The organism is Streptomyces cinereospinus, assembly GCF_042430725.1.
Lineage (GTDB): Bacteria > Actinomycetota > Actinomycetes > Streptomycetales > Streptomycetaceae > Streptomyces > Streptomyces cinereospinus.
Genome location: NZ_JBHMCY010000029.1, coordinates 1 through 20,488 on the forward strand (window position 1 = coordinate 1; position 20,488 = coordinate 20,488).

At 73.4% G+C, this 20,488-nt stretch carries 21 protein-coding genes; 11 read left to right on the plus strand and 10 right to left on the minus strand.

Annotation, left to right across the window (positions count from 1 at the left end):
* Positions 1-146 precede the first annotated feature (146 nt).
* Positions 147-782: a GNAT family N-acetyltransferase gene (locus ACFF45_RS16725; protein WP_381346839.1), complete on the plus strand. Its 636-nt coding sequence runs from the start codon at positions 147-149 to the stop codon at positions 780-782.
* 25 nt (positions 783-807) lie between these two features.
* On the opposite strand, the gene ACFF45_RS16730 is transcribed toward ACFF45_RS16725, so the two are convergent.
* A complete protein-coding gene (locus tag ACFF45_RS16730; protein WP_381346840.1) occupies positions 808-1,395 on the minus strand; it encodes a TetR/AcrR family transcriptional regulator in 588 nt (195 codons plus the stop codon).
* A 26-nt stretch (positions 1,396-1,421) separates the two neighbouring features.
* The gene (locus ACFF45_RS16735) at positions 1,422-2,432 is read right to left on the minus strand and encodes an aldo/keto reductase (protein WP_381346841.1); all 1,011 of its coding nucleotides are present in this window, start codon (positions 2,430-2,432) and stop codon (positions 1,422-1,424) included.
* A 192-nt stretch (positions 2,433-2,624) separates the two neighbouring features.
* On the opposite strand from ACFF45_RS16735, the gene ACFF45_RS16740 reads away from it, so the two are divergent.
* Complete coding sequence (locus tag ACFF45_RS16740) at positions 2,625-3,737, plus strand: endonuclease/exonuclease/phosphatase family protein (protein WP_381346842.1); 1,113 nt, start codon at positions 2,625-2,627, stop codon at positions 3,735-3,737.
* 171 nt (positions 3,738-3,908) lie between these two features.
* Here ACFF45_RS16740 and ACFF45_RS16745 read toward each other — a convergent pair whose 3' ends face one another.
* The gene (locus ACFF45_RS16745) at positions 3,909-5,291 is read right to left on the minus strand and encodes a glycine--tRNA ligase (RefSeq protein ID WP_381346843.1); all 1,383 of its coding nucleotides are present in this window, start codon (positions 5,289-5,291) and stop codon (positions 3,909-3,911) included.
* Between the two features lie 160 nt (positions 5,292-5,451).
* Here ACFF45_RS16745 and ACFF45_RS16750 point away from each other — a divergent pair, with 160 nt between their 5' ends.
* The 4 genes from ACFF45_RS16750 to ACFF45_RS16765 are packed head-to-tail and all read left to right on the plus strand — an operon-like array spanning position 5,452 to position 8,637.
* Complete coding sequence (locus ACFF45_RS16750; RefSeq protein WP_381346844.1) at positions 5,452-6,429, plus strand: zinc ABC transporter substrate-binding protein; 978 nt, start codon at positions 5,452-5,454, stop codon at positions 6,427-6,429.
* A gap of 17 nt (positions 6,430-6,446) precedes the next feature.
* Positions 6,447-7,253, plus strand: a complete 807-nt coding sequence (locus tag ACFF45_RS16755) for a metal ABC transporter ATP-binding protein (RefSeq protein WP_381346845.1) — start codon at positions 6,447-6,449, stop codon at positions 7,251-7,253.
* Positions 7,253-8,155: a metal ABC transporter permease gene (locus tag ACFF45_RS16760; RefSeq protein ID WP_381346846.1), complete on the plus strand. Its 903-nt coding sequence runs from the start codon at positions 7,253-7,255 to the stop codon at positions 8,153-8,155. The genes ACFF45_RS16755 and ACFF45_RS16760 overlap by 1 nt, the downstream gene beginning before the upstream one ends.
* Before the next feature lie 59 nt (positions 8,156-8,214).
* Complete coding sequence (locus ACFF45_RS16765; protein ID WP_381346847.1) at positions 8,215-8,637, plus strand: Fur family transcriptional regulator; 423 nt, start codon at positions 8,215-8,217, stop codon at positions 8,635-8,637.
* Between the two features lie 14 nt (positions 8,638-8,651).
* Here the strand turns inward: ACFF45_RS16765 and ACFF45_RS16770 are convergent, their stop codons facing one another.
* From ACFF45_RS16770 to ACFF45_RS16795, 6 genes are all read right to left on the minus strand, one after another.
* Positions 8,652-9,056, minus strand: coding sequence for a hypothetical protein (locus tag ACFF45_RS16770; protein ID WP_381346848.1), 405 nt, complete (start codon positions 9,054-9,056; stop codon positions 8,652-8,654).
* 27 nt (positions 9,057-9,083) lie between these two features.
* Positions 9,084-9,920, minus strand: coding sequence for an isoprenyl transferase (locus tag ACFF45_RS16775; RefSeq protein WP_381346849.1), 837 nt, complete (start codon positions 9,918-9,920; stop codon positions 9,084-9,086).
* A gap of 23 nt (positions 9,921-9,943) precedes the next feature.
* Positions 9,944-10,690: a DNA repair protein RecO gene (gene recO / locus ACFF45_RS16780; protein ID WP_381346850.1), complete on the minus strand. Its 747-nt coding sequence runs from the start codon at positions 10,688-10,690 to the stop codon at positions 9,944-9,946.
* A 35-nt stretch (positions 10,691-10,725) separates the two neighbouring features.
* A complete protein-coding gene (locus ACFF45_RS16785) occupies positions 10,726-10,959 on the minus strand; it encodes a hypothetical protein (protein ID WP_381346851.1) in 234 nt (77 codons plus the stop codon).
* A gap of 135 nt (positions 10,960-11,094) precedes the next feature.
* A complete protein-coding gene (locus ACFF45_RS16790) occupies positions 11,095-11,532 on the minus strand; it encodes a VOC family protein (RefSeq protein WP_381346852.1) in 438 nt (145 codons plus the stop codon).
* A gap of 72 nt (positions 11,533-11,604) precedes the next feature.
* Positions 11,605-12,048 (minus strand): phosphatase domain-containing protein, encoded by a 444-nt coding sequence (locus ACFF45_RS16795; RefSeq protein ID WP_381346853.1) that lies wholly within the window; start codon positions 12,046-12,048, stop codon positions 11,605-11,607.
* Between the two features lie 637 nt (positions 12,049-12,685).
* Here ACFF45_RS16795 and ACFF45_RS16800 point away from each other — a divergent pair.
* Genes ACFF45_RS16800 through ACFF45_RS16820 form a run of 5 tightly spaced genes read left to right on the plus strand, consistent with a single transcriptional unit; the run spans position 12,686 to position 19,206 of the window.
* Complete coding sequence (locus ACFF45_RS16800; RefSeq protein ID WP_381346854.1) at positions 12,686-14,317, plus strand: ABC transporter substrate-binding protein; 1,632 nt, start codon at positions 12,686-12,688, stop codon at positions 14,315-14,317.
* Between the two features lie 2 nt (positions 14,318-14,319).
* Positions 14,320-15,279 (plus strand): ABC transporter permease, encoded by a 960-nt coding sequence (locus tag ACFF45_RS16805; protein ID WP_381346855.1) that lies wholly within the window; start codon positions 14,320-14,322, stop codon positions 15,277-15,279.
* Positions 15,279-17,255 (plus strand): dipeptide/oligopeptide/nickel ABC transporter permease/ATP-binding protein, encoded by a 1,977-nt coding sequence (locus tag ACFF45_RS16810; protein ID WP_381346856.1) that lies wholly within the window; start codon positions 15,279-15,281, stop codon positions 17,253-17,255. Before ACFF45_RS16805 ends, ACFF45_RS16810 begins: the two co-directional genes overlap by 1 nt.
* A complete protein-coding gene (locus ACFF45_RS16815; RefSeq protein ID WP_381346857.1) occupies positions 17,252-18,274 on the plus strand; it encodes an oligopeptide/dipeptide ABC transporter ATP-binding protein in 1,023 nt (340 codons plus the stop codon). The genes ACFF45_RS16810 and ACFF45_RS16815 overlap by 4 nt, the downstream gene beginning before the upstream one ends.
* On the plus strand, positions 18,271-19,206 hold the full coding sequence (locus tag ACFF45_RS16820; protein WP_381346858.1) for a dihydrodipicolinate synthase family protein: 936 nt from the start codon (positions 18,271-18,273) through the stop codon (positions 19,204-19,206). The genes ACFF45_RS16815 and ACFF45_RS16820 overlap by 4 nt, the downstream gene beginning before the upstream one ends.
* A gap of 7 nt (positions 19,207-19,213) precedes the next feature.
* Here ACFF45_RS16820 and ACFF45_RS16825 read toward each other — a convergent pair whose 3' ends face one another.
* A complete protein-coding gene (locus tag ACFF45_RS16825) occupies positions 19,214-20,407 on the minus strand; it encodes a sialidase family protein (protein ID WP_381346859.1) in 1,194 nt (397 codons plus the stop codon).
* Positions 20,408-20,488: the final 81 nt, after the last annotated feature.

Genomic DNA, 20,488 nt, shown 5'->3' on the forward strand with positions numbered 1-20,488 from the left:
GTCGAGCCCGCGTCGGCCGCCGGGGCCGGGGCGGCCGCCGGCTCGGCGCGGCGGGTAAGCGGCCAGGAAGCACCGGAGCGCGCCGGCGGGCGCGCGGCGCCGGAAAACGCTTGTGGGAGCGCTCTCAGGTTCGGCAGCATGCCTGGATGACCACCACACCTCACGCTCCCGCCGTGCGCCCCTACCGCCCCGAGGACCGGGCGGCCCTGGACGACATCTGCGTCCGCACCGCCCACGTCGGCCAGGACAGCCGCCCCCACTACCGCGACCCCGGGATCTTCCCCGCCACCTTCGCCGCCCCGTACGTCCACCTGGAGCCGGAGCTCGCCTTCGTCCTCGACGACGGGCACGGGCGGGCGGTCGGGTACGTCCTGGGCACCGCGGACACCCCGCGGTTCGTCGCGGAGTTCCGCGCGAAGTGGCTGCCGCTGGTCGCGGACGCGTACCCGGACCCGGTCGGGGAGCCCGCCACGCCCGACGAGTCGATCGTGCGGCTGCTGCACCGGCCGGAGCGCATGATCGTGCCGGAACTGGCGGACCATCCGGCGCACCTGCACATCGACCTGCTCCCCGCGTGGCAGCGCCGCGGCCACGGCCGGGCCCTGATGCACCGGTTCCTGCGCGCCCTGGCGGACGCCGGGGTCCCGGCCGTGCATCTGAGCATGGCCACGGCGAACACCGCCGCGCGGGCGTTCTACGACCGTCTGGGCTTCCGTCCGATCGACGTGCCCGACCCGGGCCCGGTGACGTATCTGGGCCGCACGACGAGGACCGCGGAGTGAGACCCGCTCCGCACGGCGGGCCGCCTCAGGCCCGCAGCCCCCGCACCACCAGCTCCACCACCGCCGCGAAGTCCGCCGCCGCCTCCGGCCGCGCCCACTCCGGCGCGTGACAGGGGTCGTGGAAGCGGCCGGTGGCGTGGAACACCGCGCGGGCGGCGGTCTCCGGGTCGGTGGCGGCGAAGACGCCCGCCGCCACCCCCTCCCGGACGATCCGGGCCAGCTGGGCGGTGAGTTCGGCGATGTGCGCAGCAACGGCCTCACCGCTCTCCCCGGTCAGCACCGTGTACGTCGCGAACAGCTCCGGATCGTCGCCCGCCTTGCGGCGCTTGGCGTCGAACAGCCCGCGCAGCCAGGCCCGCAACCGCGCCTCCGGGTCGCGGTCCCCGGCGGCGATCTCGGCGAGCGCCTCGGCGGTGCGGTCCAGCCACCGCTTCGTGACCGCCTCGCGCAGCGCGGCCTTGGTGCGGAAGTGCCGGTACACGCTGCCGTGGCTGACGCCGAGCGCGCGGGCCACGTCGACCACGGTGGCCTTGGCCGGGCCGTGGCGGCGCAGCACCTCCTCGGTCGCCTCCAGGATGCGTTCGCCGGTCAGCGGCTCGCCGGTCGGGGACATGGGGATGACGGCACCCTCCGCCCGGATCAGCGCTCGCTGTCGAGGTGCGCCATCTGCTGCGCCGGGTAGCGGTCGCCCGCCGCCGCGTCCGCCGGGACGGCCTCCTCGACGGCCCGCAGGTCGGCCTCGTCCAGCACCACGTCCAGCGCGCCCAGCGCCTCCGCCAGCCGGTCCCGGCGCCGGGCGCCGACCAGCGGCACGATGTCCTCGCCGCGCGAGAGCACCCAGGCGACGGCGAGCTGCGCGACGCTCACGCCCTTCCGCCCGGCGATCGCGCGCAGCGCCTCCACCAGGTCCAGGTTGTGCCGCAGGTTCTCGCCCTGGAAGCGGGGCGACAGCGCCCGGAAGTCGTTCGCGGCGAGTTGCCGGCCGGCGCCGAAGTGGCCGGAGATCAGCCCGCGCGAGAGCACGCCGTACGCGGTGATCCCGATGCCCAGTTCCCGGGCGGCCGGCAGGATCTCGGCCTCGATGCCGCGCGAGAGCAGCGAGTACTCGATCTGGAGGTCGCAGATCGGGGCGGTGGCGGCGGCCCGGCGGAGCGTCTCGGCGCCGACCTCGCTGAGCCCGATGTGCCGGACGTACCCCTTCTCGACCAGCTCCGCGATCGCGCCGACCGTCTCCTCGACGGGCACGTCCGGGTCCAGCCGGGCGATCCGGTAGACGTCGATGTGGTCGACGCCGAGGCGCTGGAGCGAGTACGCGGCGAAGTTGCGCACGGCGGCCGGGCGGCCGTCGTAGCCGGCCCAGCCGCCGTCCGGGTCGCGCAGGGCGCCGAACTTCACGCTGAGCAGCGCCCGTTCCCGCCGGGCGGCGGGCGCGGAGCGCAGGGCCTCGCCGATCAGCAGCTCGTTGTGGCCCATACCGTAGAAGTCACCGGTGTCGAGCAGGGTGACGCCCGCTTCGAGGGCCGCGTGGACGGTCGCCACGGACTCGGTGCGGTCCGCGTCGCCGTACAGCGCGGACATGCCCATGCAGCCGAGGCCGAGGGCGGAGACCTGGGGGCCGGTGGTTCCGAGGGTGCGGGTCCGCGTCGTCATGCCTCCACCATGCCCCGGAGGCTGACAGATTTCAACGTCTGTCAGTTGTCAGTCGCCGGCCCGGTGAAGAGCCCCGCTGCGTTCGACAGGGTCAATGGCCGCCCGGACAATGGGAGATGTCGGCGTGCAGTCACCCCGGCGGCGCCTGCCGCCGGCCGAGCGGCCCCTCTGCGCCGCCCGAGGAGGCGCGCCATGACCGTCCGCATCGCCACGTTCAACGCCGAGAACCTCTTCCGCCGCCTCAAGGTCTTCGCACTCCAGGAGGACGAGGAGCGGCAGGAAGTGCTGGAGGACTACACCGAGTTGGTCTCACTCCTCGAACAGGAGAGTTACGCGCGCGACCGGAAGCGGATCGCCGCGCTCATCAAGAAGCACGCGGTCTACGACGGCGACCGGGACAGCACGCGGCAGTTCTCCGTCCAGGAGACCCGCGGCCGGCACACGCTGTTCAGCGTGCGGCGCCGCCAGGACGACGTCGTCGTCGACGTCGAGGCGGAGGGCCGCGCGGACTGGACGGGCTGGGTGGACCTCGTCCGCGACGACCTCGACTGGCCCGCCGTGCGCAACACCGGCCGGGTGGTGTCCGAGGTCGACGCGGACATCCTGCTCCTGGTGGAGGTCGAGGACCGGCTCACGCTGGAGCGCTTCAACACGCAGGTCCTGGCCGGCGCGCTCGGCAGGCGGCCGTACCCCTACAACATGCTGGTCGACGGCAACGACGGCCGCGGCATCGACGTCGCGCTCCTCAGCCGCCACCCCATCACGTCCGTCCGGCCGCACGTCTTCGACCCCGACCCGGAACGTCCCGGCGAGCACCTGTTCAGCCGCGACTGCCCCGAGTTCGAGATCCAGCTCAACGGCACGCCCCTGGTGCTCCTCGGCAACCACCTCAAGAGCAAGGCCAACGACGACCCGGTGCTGCGCCTGGCCCAGGCCAGGCGGGTCGCGGAGATCTACGAGGCCGCCCGGGAGCGCACCCCGCACGTCGCGGTCGCCGGGGACCTCAACGACCATCCGGAGAGCGAGCCGGTCGAGGCGCTGCTGGACACCGGCCTGCGCGACGCGATGAGCCACTCCGCCTACCGGGGAGTCCCCGGCACCTACGCCCCCTGCGACACGGAGCAGCGCAAGATCGACTACCTGCTGTTCCCGCCGCCCCTGTGGCACCGCGTGCAGCACGTCGGTCTGGAGACGCGCGGGATCTTCTGGTTCCCGCCCCCGGAGATCAAGCACTTCGACGAGGTGACGTCGAAGGCCACCGCGGCCTCCGACCACGCCGCGCTCTACGCGGACCTGGACATGTGAGACGAAAGCGCGGCTCCCCGCCCCCTCAGGGGCGCGGGGAACCGCGCGGTGGGCCCGGTGCGGCGCGCACCCGGCGGGAGGACCCCGGCCGGGCGGGCGCGCCGCGCCGATCGGCCAGTGCCGCGGCAGGCGACGTTTGCGCCGCGACGGCGGACGCCGCCTGCCGCGGCGCTAGCAGCCGACCAGACGCGCGGCCAGGTAGCCCTCGATCTGGTCCAGCGACACGCGCTCCTGCTTCATGGTGTCGCGCTCGCGCACGGTCACCGCGTTGTCCTCCAGGGTGTCGAAGTCGACCGTCACGCAGTACGGCGTGCCGATCTCGTCCTGGCGGCGGTAGCGGCGGCCGATGGCGCCCGCGTCGTCGAACTCGATGTTCCAGTTCTGCCGCAGCGTCTGGGCGAGGCCCTTGGCCTTCGGCGACAGCTCGGGGTTGCGCGACAGCGGCAGCACGGCGACCTTCACCGGGGCGAGGCGGTGGTTCAGGCGCAGCACGGTGCGCTTCTCCATCTTGCCCTTGGCGTTGGGCGCCTCGTCCTCGACGTAGGCGTCGAGCAGGAACGCCAGCATCGCGCGGCCGACACCGGCCGCGGGCTCGATGACGTACGGCGTCCAGCGCTCGCCGGCCTCCTGGTCGAAGTAGGACAGGTCCTGGCCGGACGCCTTGGAGTGGGCGCCGAGGTCGTAGTCGGTGCGGTTGGCGACACCCTCCAGCTCGCCCCACTCGCTGCCGCCGAAGCGGAAGCGGTACTCGATGTCGGCGGTGCGCTTGGAGTAGTGGGAGAGCTTCTCCTTGGGGTGCTCGTACCAGCGCATGTTCTCCTCACGGAGACCCAGGCCGGTGTACCAGTTCCAGCGCTGCTCCATCCAGTACTCGTGCCACTGCTCGTCCTCGCCCGGCTTGACGAAGAACTCCATCTCCATCTGCTCGAACTCGCGGGTGCGGAAGATGAAGTTGCCCGGCGTGATCTCGTTGCGGAACGACTTGCCCATCTGGGCGATGCCGAACGGCGGCTTGCGGCGCGAGGTGGTCTGCACCTGGGCGAAGTTGGTGAAGATGCCCTGCGCGGTCTCGGGCCGCAGGTAGGCGACGGAGCCGGAGTCCTGGGTCGGCCCGAGGTGGGTCGACAGCAGGCCGGAGAACTGCTTGGGCTCGGTGAACTGGCCCTTGGTGCCGCAGTTCGGGCAGTTGATGTCGGCCAGGCCGTTCTCGGGGAAGCGGCCCTTCTTCTCCTCGTACGCCTCCTCCAGGTGGTCCGCGCGGAACCGCTTGTGGCAGGAGGTGCACTCGGTCAGCGGGTCGGTGAAGGTGGCGACGTGGCCGGAGGCGACCCAGACCTCGGAGGCCAGGATGACGGACGAGTCGATACCGACGACGTCCTCGCGCGACGTCACCATGTAGCGCCACCACTGGCGCTTGAGGTTCTCCTTCAGCTCGACACCCAGCGGACCGTAGTCCCAGGCGGCACGCTGGCCGCCGTAGATCTCACTGCAGGGGAATACGAAGCCACGGCGCTTGCTCAGGCTGACGATGGTGTCGATCTTGTCGGCGGCCACGGTGCTCTCTTCATTACGACGACGGGCGACGAAGCGAGATTGCTTCCAGCGAATGCTTCAGGTTACCGGCGCGGACTCCCCCTGAACCAAATCGGGCTCCTCCGGAGCCGGATCGGCACTTTGTTGACAACCGTTTCCAATTTCGTTGAAAATGACTCTCATGAACATACGACGACGCCTGCTCCCCACGGCCGCGCTGACCGCGCTCGGCCTCACCGCCGTCTCCGCCTGCTCCGGCGACGGCACGGGCACGGGCGCGGGCGCGGGCACGGGCAACACGGACGCGTTCGACGTCGTCGCGTCGTTCTACCCGATGCAGTTCCTCGCCGAGCGGATCGGCGGGGACCTCGTGAACGTCACCACCCTGACCGAGCCCGGCCAGGAGCCGCACGACCTGGAGATCAGCGCCCGGCAGACCGCGCAGCTCCAGGAGGCGGACGCCGTCCTCTACCTCAAGAGCCTCCAGCCCGCCGTCGACGAGGCCGTCGGCCAGGCCGACGTGCCGGCGAAGATCGACGCTGCCTCCCTCACCGAACTGGAGGACCACGGCGGCGTCGAGCACGAGCACGCCGGCGAGGAGCACGCGCCGTCCGAGGAGGAGGAGGAGGAGGAGCACGCCCTCGATCCGCACGTCTGGCTGGACCCGGTGAAGTACGCCGAGATCGCCCGGGGCGTCGGCGCCGCCTTCGAGAAGGCCGACCCCGGCCACGCGGCCGACTACCGGAAGAACACGGCCGCGCTGGTCGGCGAGTTGAACGAGCTGGACACCGAGTTCGAGACCGGGCTGCGCGACACCGCCACCAAGGTCTTCTTCACCAACCACACCGCCTTCGGCTACCTCGCCGAGCGCTACGGCCTGACCCAGGAGGCCATCTCCGGCCTCGACCCGGAGTCGGAGCCGAGCCCCGCCCGGATCAAGGAACTCCAGGAGGAGGCCAAGGCCGACGGCGTGACCACCGTCTTCTACGAGACACTGGTCAGCGACAAGACCGCGAAGACGCTCGCCGAGGACGCCGGCCTCAGGACCGACGTGCTGGACCCGCTGGAAGGCATCACCGACCGGTCCGAGGGCGACGACTACGTCCAGGTCATGCGGTCCAACCTCAGCGCGCTGAAGACGGCCCTCGGCGCCAAGTGATCGTTACGGAGGCCACAGTGAGCGAGCCCGTCATATCCCTGCGCGGCGTCCACGCCCAGCTGGGCTCGCGCCCCGTCCTGCGCGGCATCGACCTCACCGCCCACCGCGGCGAGGTCGTCGCGCTGCTCGGCGCGAACGGCTCGGGCAAGTCGACGGCGGTGCGCACCGTCATCGGGCAGGTGCCGGCCGGCGCCGGGCGGATCGAGTTGTTCGGCACCCCGCGGGACCGGTTCCGCGACTGGGCGCGGGTGGGCTACGTCCCGCAGCGCACGACGGCCGCGGGCGGGGTGCCCGCCACGGTGGCGGAGGTCGTCTCCTCCGGCCGGCTGGCCAGGGCCCGCTTCGGGATGCTGCGCCGGGCGGACCGCGCGGCCGTGCGCCGCGCCCTGGAGCTGGTCGGCATGGCCGACCGGGCCCGGGACTCGGTCAGCGCCCTCTCCGGCGGCCAGCACCAGCGCGTGCTGATCGCCCGCGCCCTGGCCGGCGAACCCGAACTGCTGATCATGGACGAGCCGATGGCGGGCGTCGACCTGGCCAGCCAGGAGGTGCTCGCCGCGACCCTGCGCGAACAGGTCGCCCAGGGCGCGACCGTGCTGCTCGTCCTGCACGAACTGGGCCCGCTGGAGCCCTTGATCGACCGGGCGGTGGTGCTGCGCGACGGCTGCGTCCTGCACGACGGCCCGCCCCCGAAGGCGGTCGGCCAGCACGCTCCCCCAAGCACTCAACTCCGTTCGTGCAGGGGGTGCCCCCACCCCGGCCACGACCACGTCCATCCGCACGCGGCCCACGACGCCGAGCCGATCCGGACGGGACTGCTGAGCTGATGGAATTCCTGAACTACGACTTCATGCAGCGGGCCCTGCTCGCCGCCGTCCTGGTCGGCATCACCGCCCCCGCGGTCGGCATCTACCTGGTGCAGCGCCGCCAGGCCCTGATGGGCGACGGCATCGGCCACGTCGCCATGACCGGCGTCGGCCTGGGCTTTTTGCTCTCCTGGTCCCCGGTCTGGATGGCGACCCTGGTCTCCGTCCTGGGCGCGGTCCTGATGGAGCTGATCCGCTGGTACGGCAGGACCCGCGGCGACATCGCCCTGGCGATGCTCTTCTACGGCGGCATGGCCGGCGGTGTGATGTTCATCAACCTCGCGCCCACGGGCTCCAACGCCAACCTCACCTCGTACCTCTTCGGCTCCCTGTCGACGGTCTCGGAGTCGGACGTCACGGCGATCTGCGTGCTGGCCGCCTTCGTGGTGCTCGTCACCCTCGGACTGCGCCGCCAGCTCTTCGCGGTCAGCCAGGACGAGGAGTTCGCGCGGGTCACCGGGCTGCCGGTGCGCGCCCTGAACCTGCTGACGGCGATCACGGCGGCGGTGACCGTGACGGTCGCGATGCGCGTGGTCGGGCTGCTGCTGGTGTCCGCGCTGATGGTGGTGCCCGTGGCCGCCGCCCAGCAGCTCACCCGCAGCTTCGCGGCGACCTTCGCCGTCGCGGTCGCCATCGGCGTGGCGGTCACCCTCGGCGGCACGGTCACCTCCTACTACCAGGACGTTCCGCCCGGCGCGACCATCGTGCTGCTGACCATCGGGGCGTTCGTCGTCATGACCGCGCTGGCGGCTCCGCTGGCCCGGCGCCGGGCGCGGGCGGCGGCCGCGGCGCAGCCCGCCGGGGACCCGGCGGAGTGCGCTATTCCGGCCACGCGTGCGGCCGGGGACGGACTCGGCGTCTGACCCCGCACGATCCGGGCTGGCACAATGGCCCGGCAGACGCAGAGGCAAGGAGGCAACCGGTGACCACCGCTGGACCGCCCGTGAAGGGCCGCGCCACGCGGCAGCGCGCCGCCGTGGCGGCAGCCCTGGAAGAAGTCGACGAGTTCCGCAGCGCGCAGGAACTGCACGACATGCTCAAGCACAAGGGCGACTCCGTCGGGCTCACCACCGTCTACCGCACCCTGCAGTCCCTCGCCGACGCCGGCGAGGTCGACGTCCTGCGCACCGCCGACGGCGAGTCCGTCTACCGCCGGTGCTCCTCCGGCGAACACCACCACCACCTCGTCTGCCGCTCCTGCGGCAAGGCCGTCGAGGTGGAGGGCCCCGCGGTGGAGACCTGGGCGGAGGCCATCGCCGCCGAGCACGGCTACGTCAACGTGGCCCACACGGTGGAGATCTTCGGCACCTGCGCGGACTGCGCGCGGGCGGCGGCGGAGATCTGACCGCGCCCGCCCGCTCAGGGCAGCATGTCGCCGCGGTCCAGGCACCGGTAGGAGCCGTCCTCGTTCCGCCCGACGCTGTCGTAGGACCAGCAGTGCAGCATCGGCGCGAGTGTCCACGTCCGCAGCACGACGAGGGCCGCGACGCAGGCGGCGGCGATCCACCCGGCGTACGACCGCGGTCCGGACAGCAGGACGCCGCCCGCGGTGACCAGGACGGCGATCACCAGCATCATGACGACCACCGGGGCCGGGTTCTGGTCCAGCCACGGAGCGGTGTCGACCTCGATCGTGCCGCCGAAGGCGAACAGCACCACCAGCACGGCGAAGGCGAACACGACGGCCGCCGCACAGCCCCGGACGATCCTCGTGCGGCGCCTGACGGGATCCCGCCCCGTGTCCGTGTCCGTGTCCATGGCCATGGGGCGGGATCGTACCGGCAGTAATGATCAGCTCTGCTGCTCGCCCTCCATGGCCAGCAGCTCCTCGTTCGGGATCGCCCCGCCGAACCGGCGGTCGCGGGAGGCGTACTCCACGCAGGCGCGCCACAGGTCGCGGCGGTCGAAGTCCGGCCACAGCACGTCCTGGAAGACCATCTCGGCGTACGCGCTCTGCCACAGCAGGTAGTTGGACGTGCGCTGCTCGCCGCTGGGCCGCAGGAACAGGTCGACGTCCGGCATGTCCGGGTAGTACAGGTACTTCTGGAGGGTCTTCTCGGTCACCTTGGACGGGTCCAGGCGCCCGGCCTTCACGTCCTCGGCGAGGGCCTGCGCGGCGTCGGCGATCTCCGCGCGGCCGCCGTAGTTCATGCAGAAGTACAGGGTGAGCCGGTCGTTGTCCTTGGTCTGCTCCTGGGCGACCTGGAGCTCCTTGGCGACCGACTTCCACAGCCTGGGCATCCGGCCCACCCAGCGCACCCGGATGCCGAGTCCGTCGAGCTGGTCGCGGGTCTTGCGGATGAAGTCGCGGTTGAAGTTCATCAGGAAGCGCACCTCGTCCGGCGACCGCTTCCAGTTCTCGGTGGAGAAGGCGTACAGCGAGATCGCGCCGACGCCCATCTCGATCGCGCCCTGGAGCACGTCCAGCACCCGCTCGGCACCGACCTTGTGCCCCTCGGTGCGCGGCAGCCCGCGCTCCTTGGCCCAGCGTCCGTTGCCGTCCATGACGATCGCCACATGGCGGGGCACCAGCTCACCGGGCAGCCTCGGCGCGCGGGCACCGGACGGATGCGGCTCCGGCGTCGTGTACTCGCGCCGCTGGCGCCCCAGGAACCCGCGTACGGCCATCTGCTTCTCGTCTCCCTCAGCTCTTACTTTTCCACGTACCGAAGTGAGCGCAGCCCGCGCTCCAGGTGCCAGTGCAGATACGCGGACACCAGTCCGCTGCCCTCGCGCACGTGCCGCGGCGCGCAGGCGTCCGCGGTCTCCCAGTCTCCCGTAAGCAGCGCCCCGAGCAGTTCCAAGGTCTGCGGTGCGGGTACGACGCTGCCCGGCACCCGGCAGTCCACGCAGACCGAGCCGCCGGAGGCGACCGAGAAGAACCGGTTCGGGCCGGGCAGCCCGCACTTGACGCAGTCGCTGAAGCTGGGCGCGTAGCCGTTGACGGCCAGGGAGCGCAGCAGGAAGGCGTCGAGGACGAGGTGCGGGGCGTGCTCGCCGCGGGCGAGGGTGCGCAGGGCGCCGACCAGCAGCAGGTACTGCTGCACGGCCGGCTCGCCCTCGTGGTCCGTGAACCGCTCCGCCGTCTCCAGCATCGCCGTCCCGGCGGTGTAGCGCGCGTAGTCGGTCACGATCCCGCCGCCGTAGGGGGCGATGGTCTCGCTCTGCGTGCACAGCGGCAGCCCGCGGCCCACCAGCTCGCTGCCCCGGGCGAAGAACTGCACGTCGACGTGGGAGAAGGGCTCCAGCCGGGCACCGAACTTCGACTTGGTCCGCCGCACGCCGCGCGCCACCGCCCGCACCCGCCCGTGCCCCCGGGTGAGCAGCGTGATGATCCGGTCGGCCTCACCCAGCTTCTGGGTGCGCAGCACGACGCCGTCGTCCCGGAACAGACTCATGCGGCCCATTCTCCCCTACGGGCACGGCCCCTCCTTCAAGGCGCCTCACCCCGGCTGCGGGCGTTCGCGTACGCCGTCGCCGCGCTCAGCCGCTCCGCCGCGGTCGCCTCCCGCAGCGCCTGCGGGTCGCAGTCCCACTCCTTCCCGCCGCCGACGGCTCTCAGCTGCACGTACGGCCCCTCGTGCCCCATGACGATCCCGACCTTCTCGCTGCGGGTGTCCACGGCGTAGGCGCCGACCGGCGGCTTCGGCGGCTTCTTCGGCTTCATCGGCTTCCGGCCTTTTCCCCTGGATCTGCAATTGCATCACCGTGTGGTTCCCCGGCCCGTTCGGGTTTCACTCTTCGCGACCTGCCGGCCACCCACTGCCCCTACACTCGGCAGAACCCGGCCGTGGTCCGGCGCTCAGCGTTCGGAGAGCGGCGCCGGTGCCTCCTGGACCGTCCAGCCGTTGCCGTCGGGGTCCTGGAAGAAGAGGAAGGCGTTCCACTTCTCCTCGCCCCGGCCCGCCGCCCAGCCGGCCGCGCCCACGTGCAGGACCGGTGTCACCTCCACGCCGCGCCCCGCCAGCTCGGCCCTGGCCGCCTCGATGTCCGTGACGCACAGTTGCAGGCCCTGGAGCGCACCGGGGAGCATCCGGGGCCGGCCCGGCGAGTCGGGCAGGCCGGACTCCAGCACGATGGAGCAGTGCGAGCCGGGCGGGGTGAGCTGGACGAAGCGGCCGACGCCCTCGAAGAACGACGCGTCGACGTCGGCGCGGAACCCGCACCGGTCGCGGTAGAAGGCCTTGGCCCGGTCCAGGTCGGTGACCGGTACGGCGACCACCTCAAGGGTCCATTCCATGCGCGCACCTCCTCGGCCATGGTCGGCGCCGGCCGGCGCGGCGGCCACCCGGCCGTCCGCCGCGCGCTCACCTCAGCCGGCCGCGAACCCGCGCACGTACCGGCGCTGCCACGGCGTCTCCACCGCCCGGCGGTGGTAGTGCGCGCGGACGTACGCCACGGCCCGGCCGGGCGGTACGCCGTCCAGCACCGCCAGGCAGGCCAGCGCCGTCCCCGTCCGCCCGCGCCCGCCGCCGCACGCGATCTCCACCGGCTCGGCGGCGGCCCGCTGCCAGGCCCCGGTCAGCACCGCCCGGGCGTCGGCCCGGTCCTTCGGCAGCCGGAAGTCGGGCCAGTGCAGCCAGCGCGCCTCCCACGGGAAGGCCCCCGGCGGCCCGCCCAGCAGGTAGACGCCGTACGCCGGGGCGGGCGCCGCCGGGTCGAGGGGGCGGCGCAGGCCCCGCCCGCGGATCAGGCGGCCCGAGGGCAGCCGGAGGACTCCGGGCATTCCGTCGTGCCAGCCGCTGGAGGTCGTCATGGGGTCATTCGAGCGGGTGCGCCGCGCGCGGGCAACCGCGTCCGGCGGACCGGCGGTGCCGGTGGGGGCGTACGCGCTGACGGACGGGCGCGGCGGACGGACACCGCCGCGCCGGGACCGCCCGTCACCGCCCCGCCGTCGCCGACGTCCTCGGCCACGCCGTCCGGGCCGTCGGGGCGGCCACGGACGGGCAACTGCTGGACGGGGTGGACCGGGCCGCGGCCGTGGCCGGGCTGGAGGACCGCCCGGCCCACGACAGGGGCGGCGTGCCGGGCTCCCCGTCCCTCGGCGTGCCGGCTCGGACCGGGACGAGTCCTCCATGGCGACACTGCCGCAGGGCGGGTCCGCCGCCGTCCGGTCCGCTCCGCCACGGAAGTGAACCGTCGTCACCGCGCCGCGCGCCCCGCACGTCCGGGCGCGCGGCGCGGTGAGACGGCGCGACGACGGTGAACGGCCGGACCGGGCCGGCTCCCGCCGTCGCGTGCCGCCCCCGGGCGCCGCCCCCAGGCGCATACGCCATTCGCGTGCGCCGCCTTGACCGCCTCCGGAGCCGCTCCTATCGTCGCGCTCAGCGCCAGACGTAGAACGTCGTACGTCCCTATCATCCGACCGCCTTCCCCCACCTTTCGGAGGATCCGTGCGCGACGTGACCCGCGACGTGCCGGCGCAGCACCGCCGGTCGTTCCTGAAGTACTCCGGCGCGCTGGGCGCGGCCGGTGCCGTGTCCGCGCCGCTGGCGGCCTGCACGGCGGGCCCGGAGTCCACGATCGACACCGGCGACGGGGGCCGCGGCGCGAACCGGACGCTGACGGCGGTCATCGGCTACGGCAACGACGGCACCTGGGATCCCACGCAGACCGCGTCGGCGTTCTGCATGGCCGCCAACCACCACGTCTACGAGGGGCTGCTGGACACCGACCCGATCTCCCGGCAGCCGTACCCCGCGCTGGCGACCGAGGTGCCCGCCGACCCCACCGCCACCGCCTGGACCTTCGCCCTGCGTCCGGGCGCCGCCTTCCACGACGGCCGGCCGGTCACCGCCGACGACGTCGTCTTCGTCTTCGACCGGATCCTCGACCCGGGCACCCAGACCCTGGCCAAGGGGTTCTTCGAGCCGTGGCTGAAGGAGGTGCGCAAGGTCGACGCGCGGACCGTGCGGCTGCTGCTGAGGTTCCCCTTCCCCGAAGGGGTCTCCCGGCTCACCCTGGCGAAGATCATGCCGAAGCACGTGTTCTCCCGGCCCGGCGCCTGGAACGACGCGATCCGGGGGCTGGCGGTGGGATCGGGCCCGTACCGGCAGAGCGCGCACCACCCGAAGTCCAACACCGTCTTCGAGGCCTTCGCCGGGTACAACGGCCCCCGCCCGCCCGCCTTCCGGAAGATGAACTGGCTGACGATCGTCGACGCCGCGCCGCGGGTCGCGCGGATCTCCGGCACCAGCGCGGGCGCGCAGATCGCGGACAACATCCCGTACGCCGACATCGGGCAGCTGGAGCGCGGCGGGCTGACGGTGGCGGGCGGGGCCGGGATGAACAACCTGTTCCTGATGTTCAACACCCGGCACCCGCCGTTCGACGACGTGCGGGTCCGGCAGGCGCTGCGCTACGCCATCGACAGCGACACGATGGTGGAGGTGGCCCTGAAGGGGCACGGCAAGCCGTCGACGTCGTTCCTCGACGAGGCCAACCCGGCCTACCGGCGGGCCGGGACCGTCTACGACCACGACCCCGGCAGGGCCAGGGCGCTGCTGGCGCAGGCCGGGGTCAGCGGGCTGCGGATCGAGCTCCTCGCCGCGAACGTCAGCTGGATCGTGGACTGCCTGCCGACGATCAAGGCGTCCTGGGACGCGATCGGGGTGCGCACGACGCTCGCGCCGCAGGAGACCACGGCCGTCTTCACCAAGCTGGACCAGCGGCGGGACTACCAGGTGGTGGCCGCCGCCTCGAACCCCAACCAGTTCGGGCTCGACGCCGACCTGATCATGCGGTACAACCACGGCCCCGGGAACCTCTGGATGCGGTACGCCCGCTGGGCCGGCCACCCGGTCGCCCGGCGGCTGTTCCGGGACATGGACCGGGCCACCCGGGAGACGGACCCGGCCCGCAAGAGGACGCTGATCCAGGAGTACGTCGACGTCGTCGCCGAGCAGGGCGTGCTCTACCCGGTGGTCCACAACGAGCTGATGACGGCCTGGGACCCGGACGACCTCGCCGGGATGAGGGCGCAGCCCTACCCGGGCATCAACGTCCTCCAGGCCGAGTGGGCCTAGCCGTGGCCGCCGTCCTGCGGATCCTGGCCCGCCGCGTTCTGCTGCTCGTGCCGCTGATGCTCGGCATCGTGCTGTTCGTCTTCCTGGTGATGCGGTTCTCCGACGCCGACCCGGCGTCCGCGTTCTTCCAGGGCGCCAACCCCACCCCCCGGCAGCTGCACGACTTCCGCGAGGAGCACGGCCTGCTCGACCCGCTGCCGGTGCGCTACGCCGCCTTCCTCGGCGACCTGCTCCACGGCGACCTGGGCACCAGCGCCCTGACCCGGGGCGAGGTGGCCGACCAGGTGCTGACCGCGCTGCCGCTCACCGTGCAGCTCACCTTCCTCGGCCTGGGCATCGCGGTGGTGCTGTCGCTGGCCGGCGGCGTGACCGCCGCGATCTACCGGGACCGGCTGCCGGACCAGATCATCCGGGTGGCGTCCCTGACCGGTGTGGCCGCGCCCGGCTTCTGGCTGGCGCTGCTGATGATCCAGTACCTGGCGGTCGGCCTGGGCTGGTTCCCGGCCGGCGGCTACATCAACCCGCGGGACTCCGTCACCGGCTGGCTGTGGACCATGACCCTGCCCGCCCTCGCGCTGTCCCTGCCGGTCGCCGCGCAGCTCACCCGGATCGTGCGCACGGCCGTGATCGAGGAGCTGGACAAGGACTACGTGCGCACCGCGATCGGCAGCGGGCTGCCACCACGGGTGGTGGTCGGCCGCAACGTGCTGCGCAACGCCCTGATCAACCCGCTGACCGTGCTGGGACTGCGCGTGGGCTATCTGCTGGGCGGCGCCGTCGTCATCGAGACGATCTTCGCGCTGCCCGGCATGGGCAAACTGATGATCGACGCCGTGAAGAACGGCGACCCGGCCGTCGTCCAGGGCGTCGTGCTGACCACCGCGGTCGGGTTCGTGGTCGTCAACCTCGTCATCGACATCCTCCACCTGCTGGTCAACCCGCGACTGAGGGATGCGGCCTGATGTTCTCGCGCGAGCGCCTCACCGAGGCCCTGTCCCGCCCCGGCGTCCGGCTGCGCGGCCGGCGGCGGCTGCCGGCGCTGTCGCGGGCCGCCGTCTGCTTCCTGATCCTGGTGGCACTGGTCGCGGTGTTCGCGCCGCTGCTCGCGCCCCACGACCCGCTGGCGCAGCTGCCGCCGGCCGACGGCACCGGCCGGCCGTCCGCCGAGCACTGGATGGGCCAGGACAGCCTCGGCCGGGACATCCTCAGCCGGCTGATGTACGGCGCCCGCTGGTCCCTGGCGATCGGGCTCGGCGCCACCGCGCTCGCGCTGCTGGCGGGCTCGCTGACCGGCGCGGTCGCGGCGACCTCCCGCAAGGCGGTGGACGAGACGCTGATGCGGTGCCTGGACGTGGTGATGGCGTTCCCGGGGATCGCGCTGGCCGCCGTCCTGGTCGCCGTCTTCGGCGGCGGCATCACCGTGCTGGTCTGCGCGATCGCGTTCCTGTTCACCCCGCCCGTGGCCCGGGTGGTACGGGCTAACGTCCTCGACCAGTACGGCGAGGACTACGTGACGGCCGAACGGGTCATCGGCGCCCGCACCCCGCACATCGTCCTGCGCCACGTGGCCGTCAACTGCGCGGCGCCGGTGCTGGTGTTCTGCACCGTCCAGGTCGCCGAGGCCGTCGTCTTCGAGGCGTCGCTGTCCTTCATCGGCGCGGGCGTCCGGCCACCGGACCCGTCGTGGGGCAGCGTCATCGCGGACGGCAAGAACATGGTGCTGACCGGCGGCTGGTGGGCGACCGTGTTCCCCGGGCTGCTGATGCTGGTGACCGTGCTGTCGCTGAACGTCCTGTCGGAGGGCGTCTCGGACGCCTGGGCCGCTCCGGCCCCCCGCGAGGTCGAGGCCCCCCGGGACCGCCTGGAAACCCCCGAGCCCGGCAGCGGCGAGGTCACCGCGCTGCCCGGCCTCGCCGCGGCCGCCCTGCGGCTGCGCTCCCGCGCCCGCCCGCTGCCCGACGGGCCGCCGGTGCTCGCCGTCGAGCACCTCGCCGTCGGCTTCCCCGGCCGGCACCACGGCGTGGACGTCGTCGACGGCATCGGCTTCGCGGTGCGCCCCGGCGAAGTGCTCGGCCTGGTCGGCGAGTCGGGCTGCGGCAAGTCGCTGACCGCGCTCACCGTCATGGGCCTGCAACCCAAGGGCGCCCGGGTGCGCGGGCAGGTCCGCTTCCACGGCCGCGACCTGCTCGCCGAGCCGGTGCGGGTCCGGCGCAGGCTGCTCGGCCACGAGATGGCGATGGTCCACCAGGACGCGCTGTCCGCCCTGAACCCGGCGATGACCGTCCGCGCCCAGCTGAAGCAGGTCGTCCGGCGCGGCGGGCGGCGCGGCCCCGCCGAACTGCTCACCCTGGTCGGCCTGGACCCCGGCCGCACCCTGCGCAGCTACCCGCACGAACTCTCCGGCGGCCAGCGCCAGCGGGTCCTGATCGCCATGGCCCTGTCCCGCGACCCGCGGCTGATCGTCGCCGACGAGCCGACCACCGCGCTCGACGTGACCGTGCAGGCGCAGATCATGGAGCTGCTGCTGGACCTGCGCGAGCGGCTGGGCTTCGCGCTGATCCTGGTCTCGCACGACCTGGCGCTGGTCGCCGCCGTCACCGACCGGGTGGTGGTGATGTACGGCGGGCAGATCGTGGAGACCGGCGTGACCGCCGACCTGGTCGAGGCACCGGCCCACCACTACACGCGCGGGCTGCTCGGCAGCGTGCTGTCGCTGGAGGGGGCGGCGGAGCGGATGACCCAGATCAAGGGCGTCGTGCCGGCCCCGGCCGACTTCCCGGCGGGCTGCCGGTTCGCCGACCGCTGCCCGATGGCCGACGAGGTCTGCCGGACCACGCCCCCCGCCCTGCTGGGCACCCCGGCGCACACGGTGGCCTGCCACCGTCCGGCGGTGCTGCTGGTGGACACCGGCGAGGCGGAGAGCGAGGTGGTCACATGAGCGCCCTGGTGGAACTCGCCGACGTGCACGTCGTCCACAAGGCGCGCGGCGACGGGGTGTTCACGCGGGACACCGTGTACGCCCTGACCGGCGCCGATCTCGCCGTCGCGCCCGGCGAGACGGTCGGCGTGGTCGGCGAGTCCGGCTGCGGCAAGTCGACGCTGGCGAAGGTGCTGGTGGGCGTGGAACCGCCGACGTCCGGGACGGTGTCCTTCCGGGGCCGCGACCTGTGGGCCATGCCGCCGGCCGAGCGCCGCGAGGCCGTCGGCAGCCACACCGGCATGATCTTCCAGGACCCGTCGACCGCGCTGAACCGGCGGCTGACGGTGCGCCGGATCCTGCGCGACCCGCTGGACGTGCACGGGCGCGGCACGGCCGCCGGGCGCGAGGAGCGGGTCCGCGAGCTGATGGCGCTGGTCGGCCTGCCCGGGGCGCTCGCCGACGGGCTGCCCGGCCAGCTCTCCGGCGGCCAGCGCCAGCGCGTCGCGATCGCCCGCGCGCTGGCCCTCGAACCCGAGCTGGTGGTGGCCGACGAGCCGACCAGCGCGCTGGACGTGTCGGTGCGCGCGCAGATCCTCAACCTGCTGCTGGACCTGAAGGAGCGGCTGGGACTGGCGCTGGTGTTCGTGTCGCACGACATCCAGACGGTCCGTCGGATGAGCGACCGGGTGGTCACCATGTACCTCGGCCGGATCGTGGAGGTGGCCCCGGCCGGCCGGGTCACCGACCGGGCCCGGCACCCGTACACCCGCGCCCTGTTCTCCGCGACCCCCGGCCTGCTCGACCCGGTCGACCCGATCCCGCTGGCCGGCCCGGTGCCGTCGGCGACCCGGCCGCCGAGCGGCTGCCCGTTCCGTACCCGCTGCTGGAAGGCCGACGAGGTGTGCGCCGGGTCGATGCCCGCGTTCTCCGTCGCGTCCACCCCGGCGCACCGGTTCCGCTGCCACCACCCGGTGGACGAGGACCGGTCGACCCGTGAACTCGTCGCCCAGGCGCAGCCGCCCGAGGAGCCCGCATGAACCCGTCCATGGCGCTGACCGGTGTCATCCCGCCCGTCTGCACGCCCCTGACACCGGACGGCGAGGTGGACGTCCGCTCGCTGCTCAGACTCGTCGACCATCTGATCGCCGGGGGCGTGCACGGGCTGTTCGTCCTCGGCTCGACCTCGGAGGCGGCCTACCTGACCGACCGGCAGCGCGCCCTGGTCGTACGGACCGTGGCCGGTCACCTCGGCGGGCGGCTGCCGCTGATCGCCGGGGCGATCGACATGACCACCCCGCGCGTGCTGGACCACGTCACCGCCGTCACCGAGGCGGGCGCCGACGCGGTCGTGGTCACCGCGCCCTTCTACACCCGCACCCACCCGGCGGAGATCGCCCGCCACTACCGGCTCGTCGCGGCCGCCTCCCCGGTGCCCGTCGTGGCCTACGACATCCCGGTCGCCGTGCATACGAAACTCCCCGCCGGCCTGGTGCTGGAACTGGCCGCCGAGGGGGTGCTGGCCGGGATCAAGGACTCCAGCGGGGACCTGGCGGGCTTCCGCCGGATCGTCACCGGTCTGCACGCCCACCCTGGCGCGTCCGGCTTCAGCGTGCTGACCGGCTCCGAGGTCCTGGCGGACGCGGCCCTGGCGATGGGCGCGGACGGGGTGGTGCCCGGACTGGCCAACGTCGACCCGCACGGCTACGTCCGCCTCTACCGCCTGTGCCGGGCCGGCGACCGGGACCGCGCCCGGGCCGAGCAGGAGCGGCTGTGCGCCTTGTTCGAGCTGGTCGGCGTGGGCGCCGCGGCCCGGATGGGCCAGAGCTCCTCGGGGCTCGGCGCGTTCAAGGCTGCGCTCGGCCTGCGCGGGATCATCGACTGCCCGGCGACGGCGGAGCCGCAGGTGCCGCTGGAGCCGGGCGAGGTGGAGCGGGTCGGCACGTTCCTCGCCGCGGCGGGCCTGCTCTGACCGGGCGTCACACGCCGGCCGGCGGCAGCAGCCGGAACTCGATCCGCTCGTACGCGCCCGTCGTCCCCGTCTCGTACAGCACCCCGACCGTGTCAGCGCCGACCTGCACCAGGTCGGAGTAGGCCGCCGGCTGCCGGGACAGCGTCAGCGCCTTGGTGAAGGTGGCACCGGCGTCCGTGCTGCGCCACACCGCCAGGTCCGTGCGGTCGGTGGGCACGGAGGGGCCGGAGAAGAGCAGCGGGGCGGCCGGGCCGGCGGGCTGCAGGACGCTCGCCTGGACGATGGGCACGTCGTTGAGGGTGGGCTGGACGGCGTAGGGGCGGTCGAGGGTCCGGCCGCCGTCGGAGGAGCGGCTGTCCAGGCGGTGGCCGGCGCCGCTGCCGTGCTGGTCGCGGGCGGAGAAGTACAGCGTGCCGTCGGGGAGTTCGGCGGCCGAGCTCTCGTTGGCGTTGGCGTGGCCGTCGTAGGAGTCGTCCACGAAGCCCAGCCGCCAGGTGGCGCCGCCGTCGTCGCTGTAGCAGGCGTGGGCGCCGTAGTACCGGGGCTCCTGCCCGGTGTCGGGGGACCCGGCGGGCGGGGCGGCGGAGTGGTTGGCGGGCACCACCAGGCGGCCCGCGTGCCGCCCGCGGGTGAGGGCCAGGGCGTGGCCGGGCCCGGTGGCGTACCAGCGCCAGCCGGCCCGCTTCACCTGCGGGGTGATCTCCCGCGGCGGGCCGAAGGTGCGCCCGTCGTCCGTGCTGCGCTGCACGAACACCCGGCGGCCCTGCTCCGGCGTCGCCTCCCCCCGCATGATCTGCGCCTCCGTCACGGCCCCGCTGTTGTACGAGGTGAGCAGCACGACGGCGCCGGTGCGCGGATCGACCACGGGGGCCGGGTTGCCGCGCGTGTCGCCCTGCCCGGCGGCCACGACCGTGAGCCGGCCCCAGGTGCAGCCGCCGTCGGTGGAGCGGCGCGCGACCACGTCGATGTCACCGGAGTCGCCGGCGCCCCCGCGGCGGCCCTCGGCGAAGGCGAGGACGGTGCCGGCACCGGTCGTGACGGCCGCCGGGATGCGGTAGGCGGCGTAGCCGCCGGTCCCGGCGGTGTACGGCACGGAGGAGGCGCAGCGGGCGGCGGCGGGCGGGGCGGCGGTGAGCGGGCCGGGCACCAGCGGGACGAGGAGGGCGGCGGCGGTCAGGACGGCGCGTCCGGGACGTCTCATCGGGCGGTCCCCTCAGGGTCGGTGACTGTAGGTCAGTCACCGGTGACTCTATGCAGTCACGGGCTTCCTGGAGGGCACCGG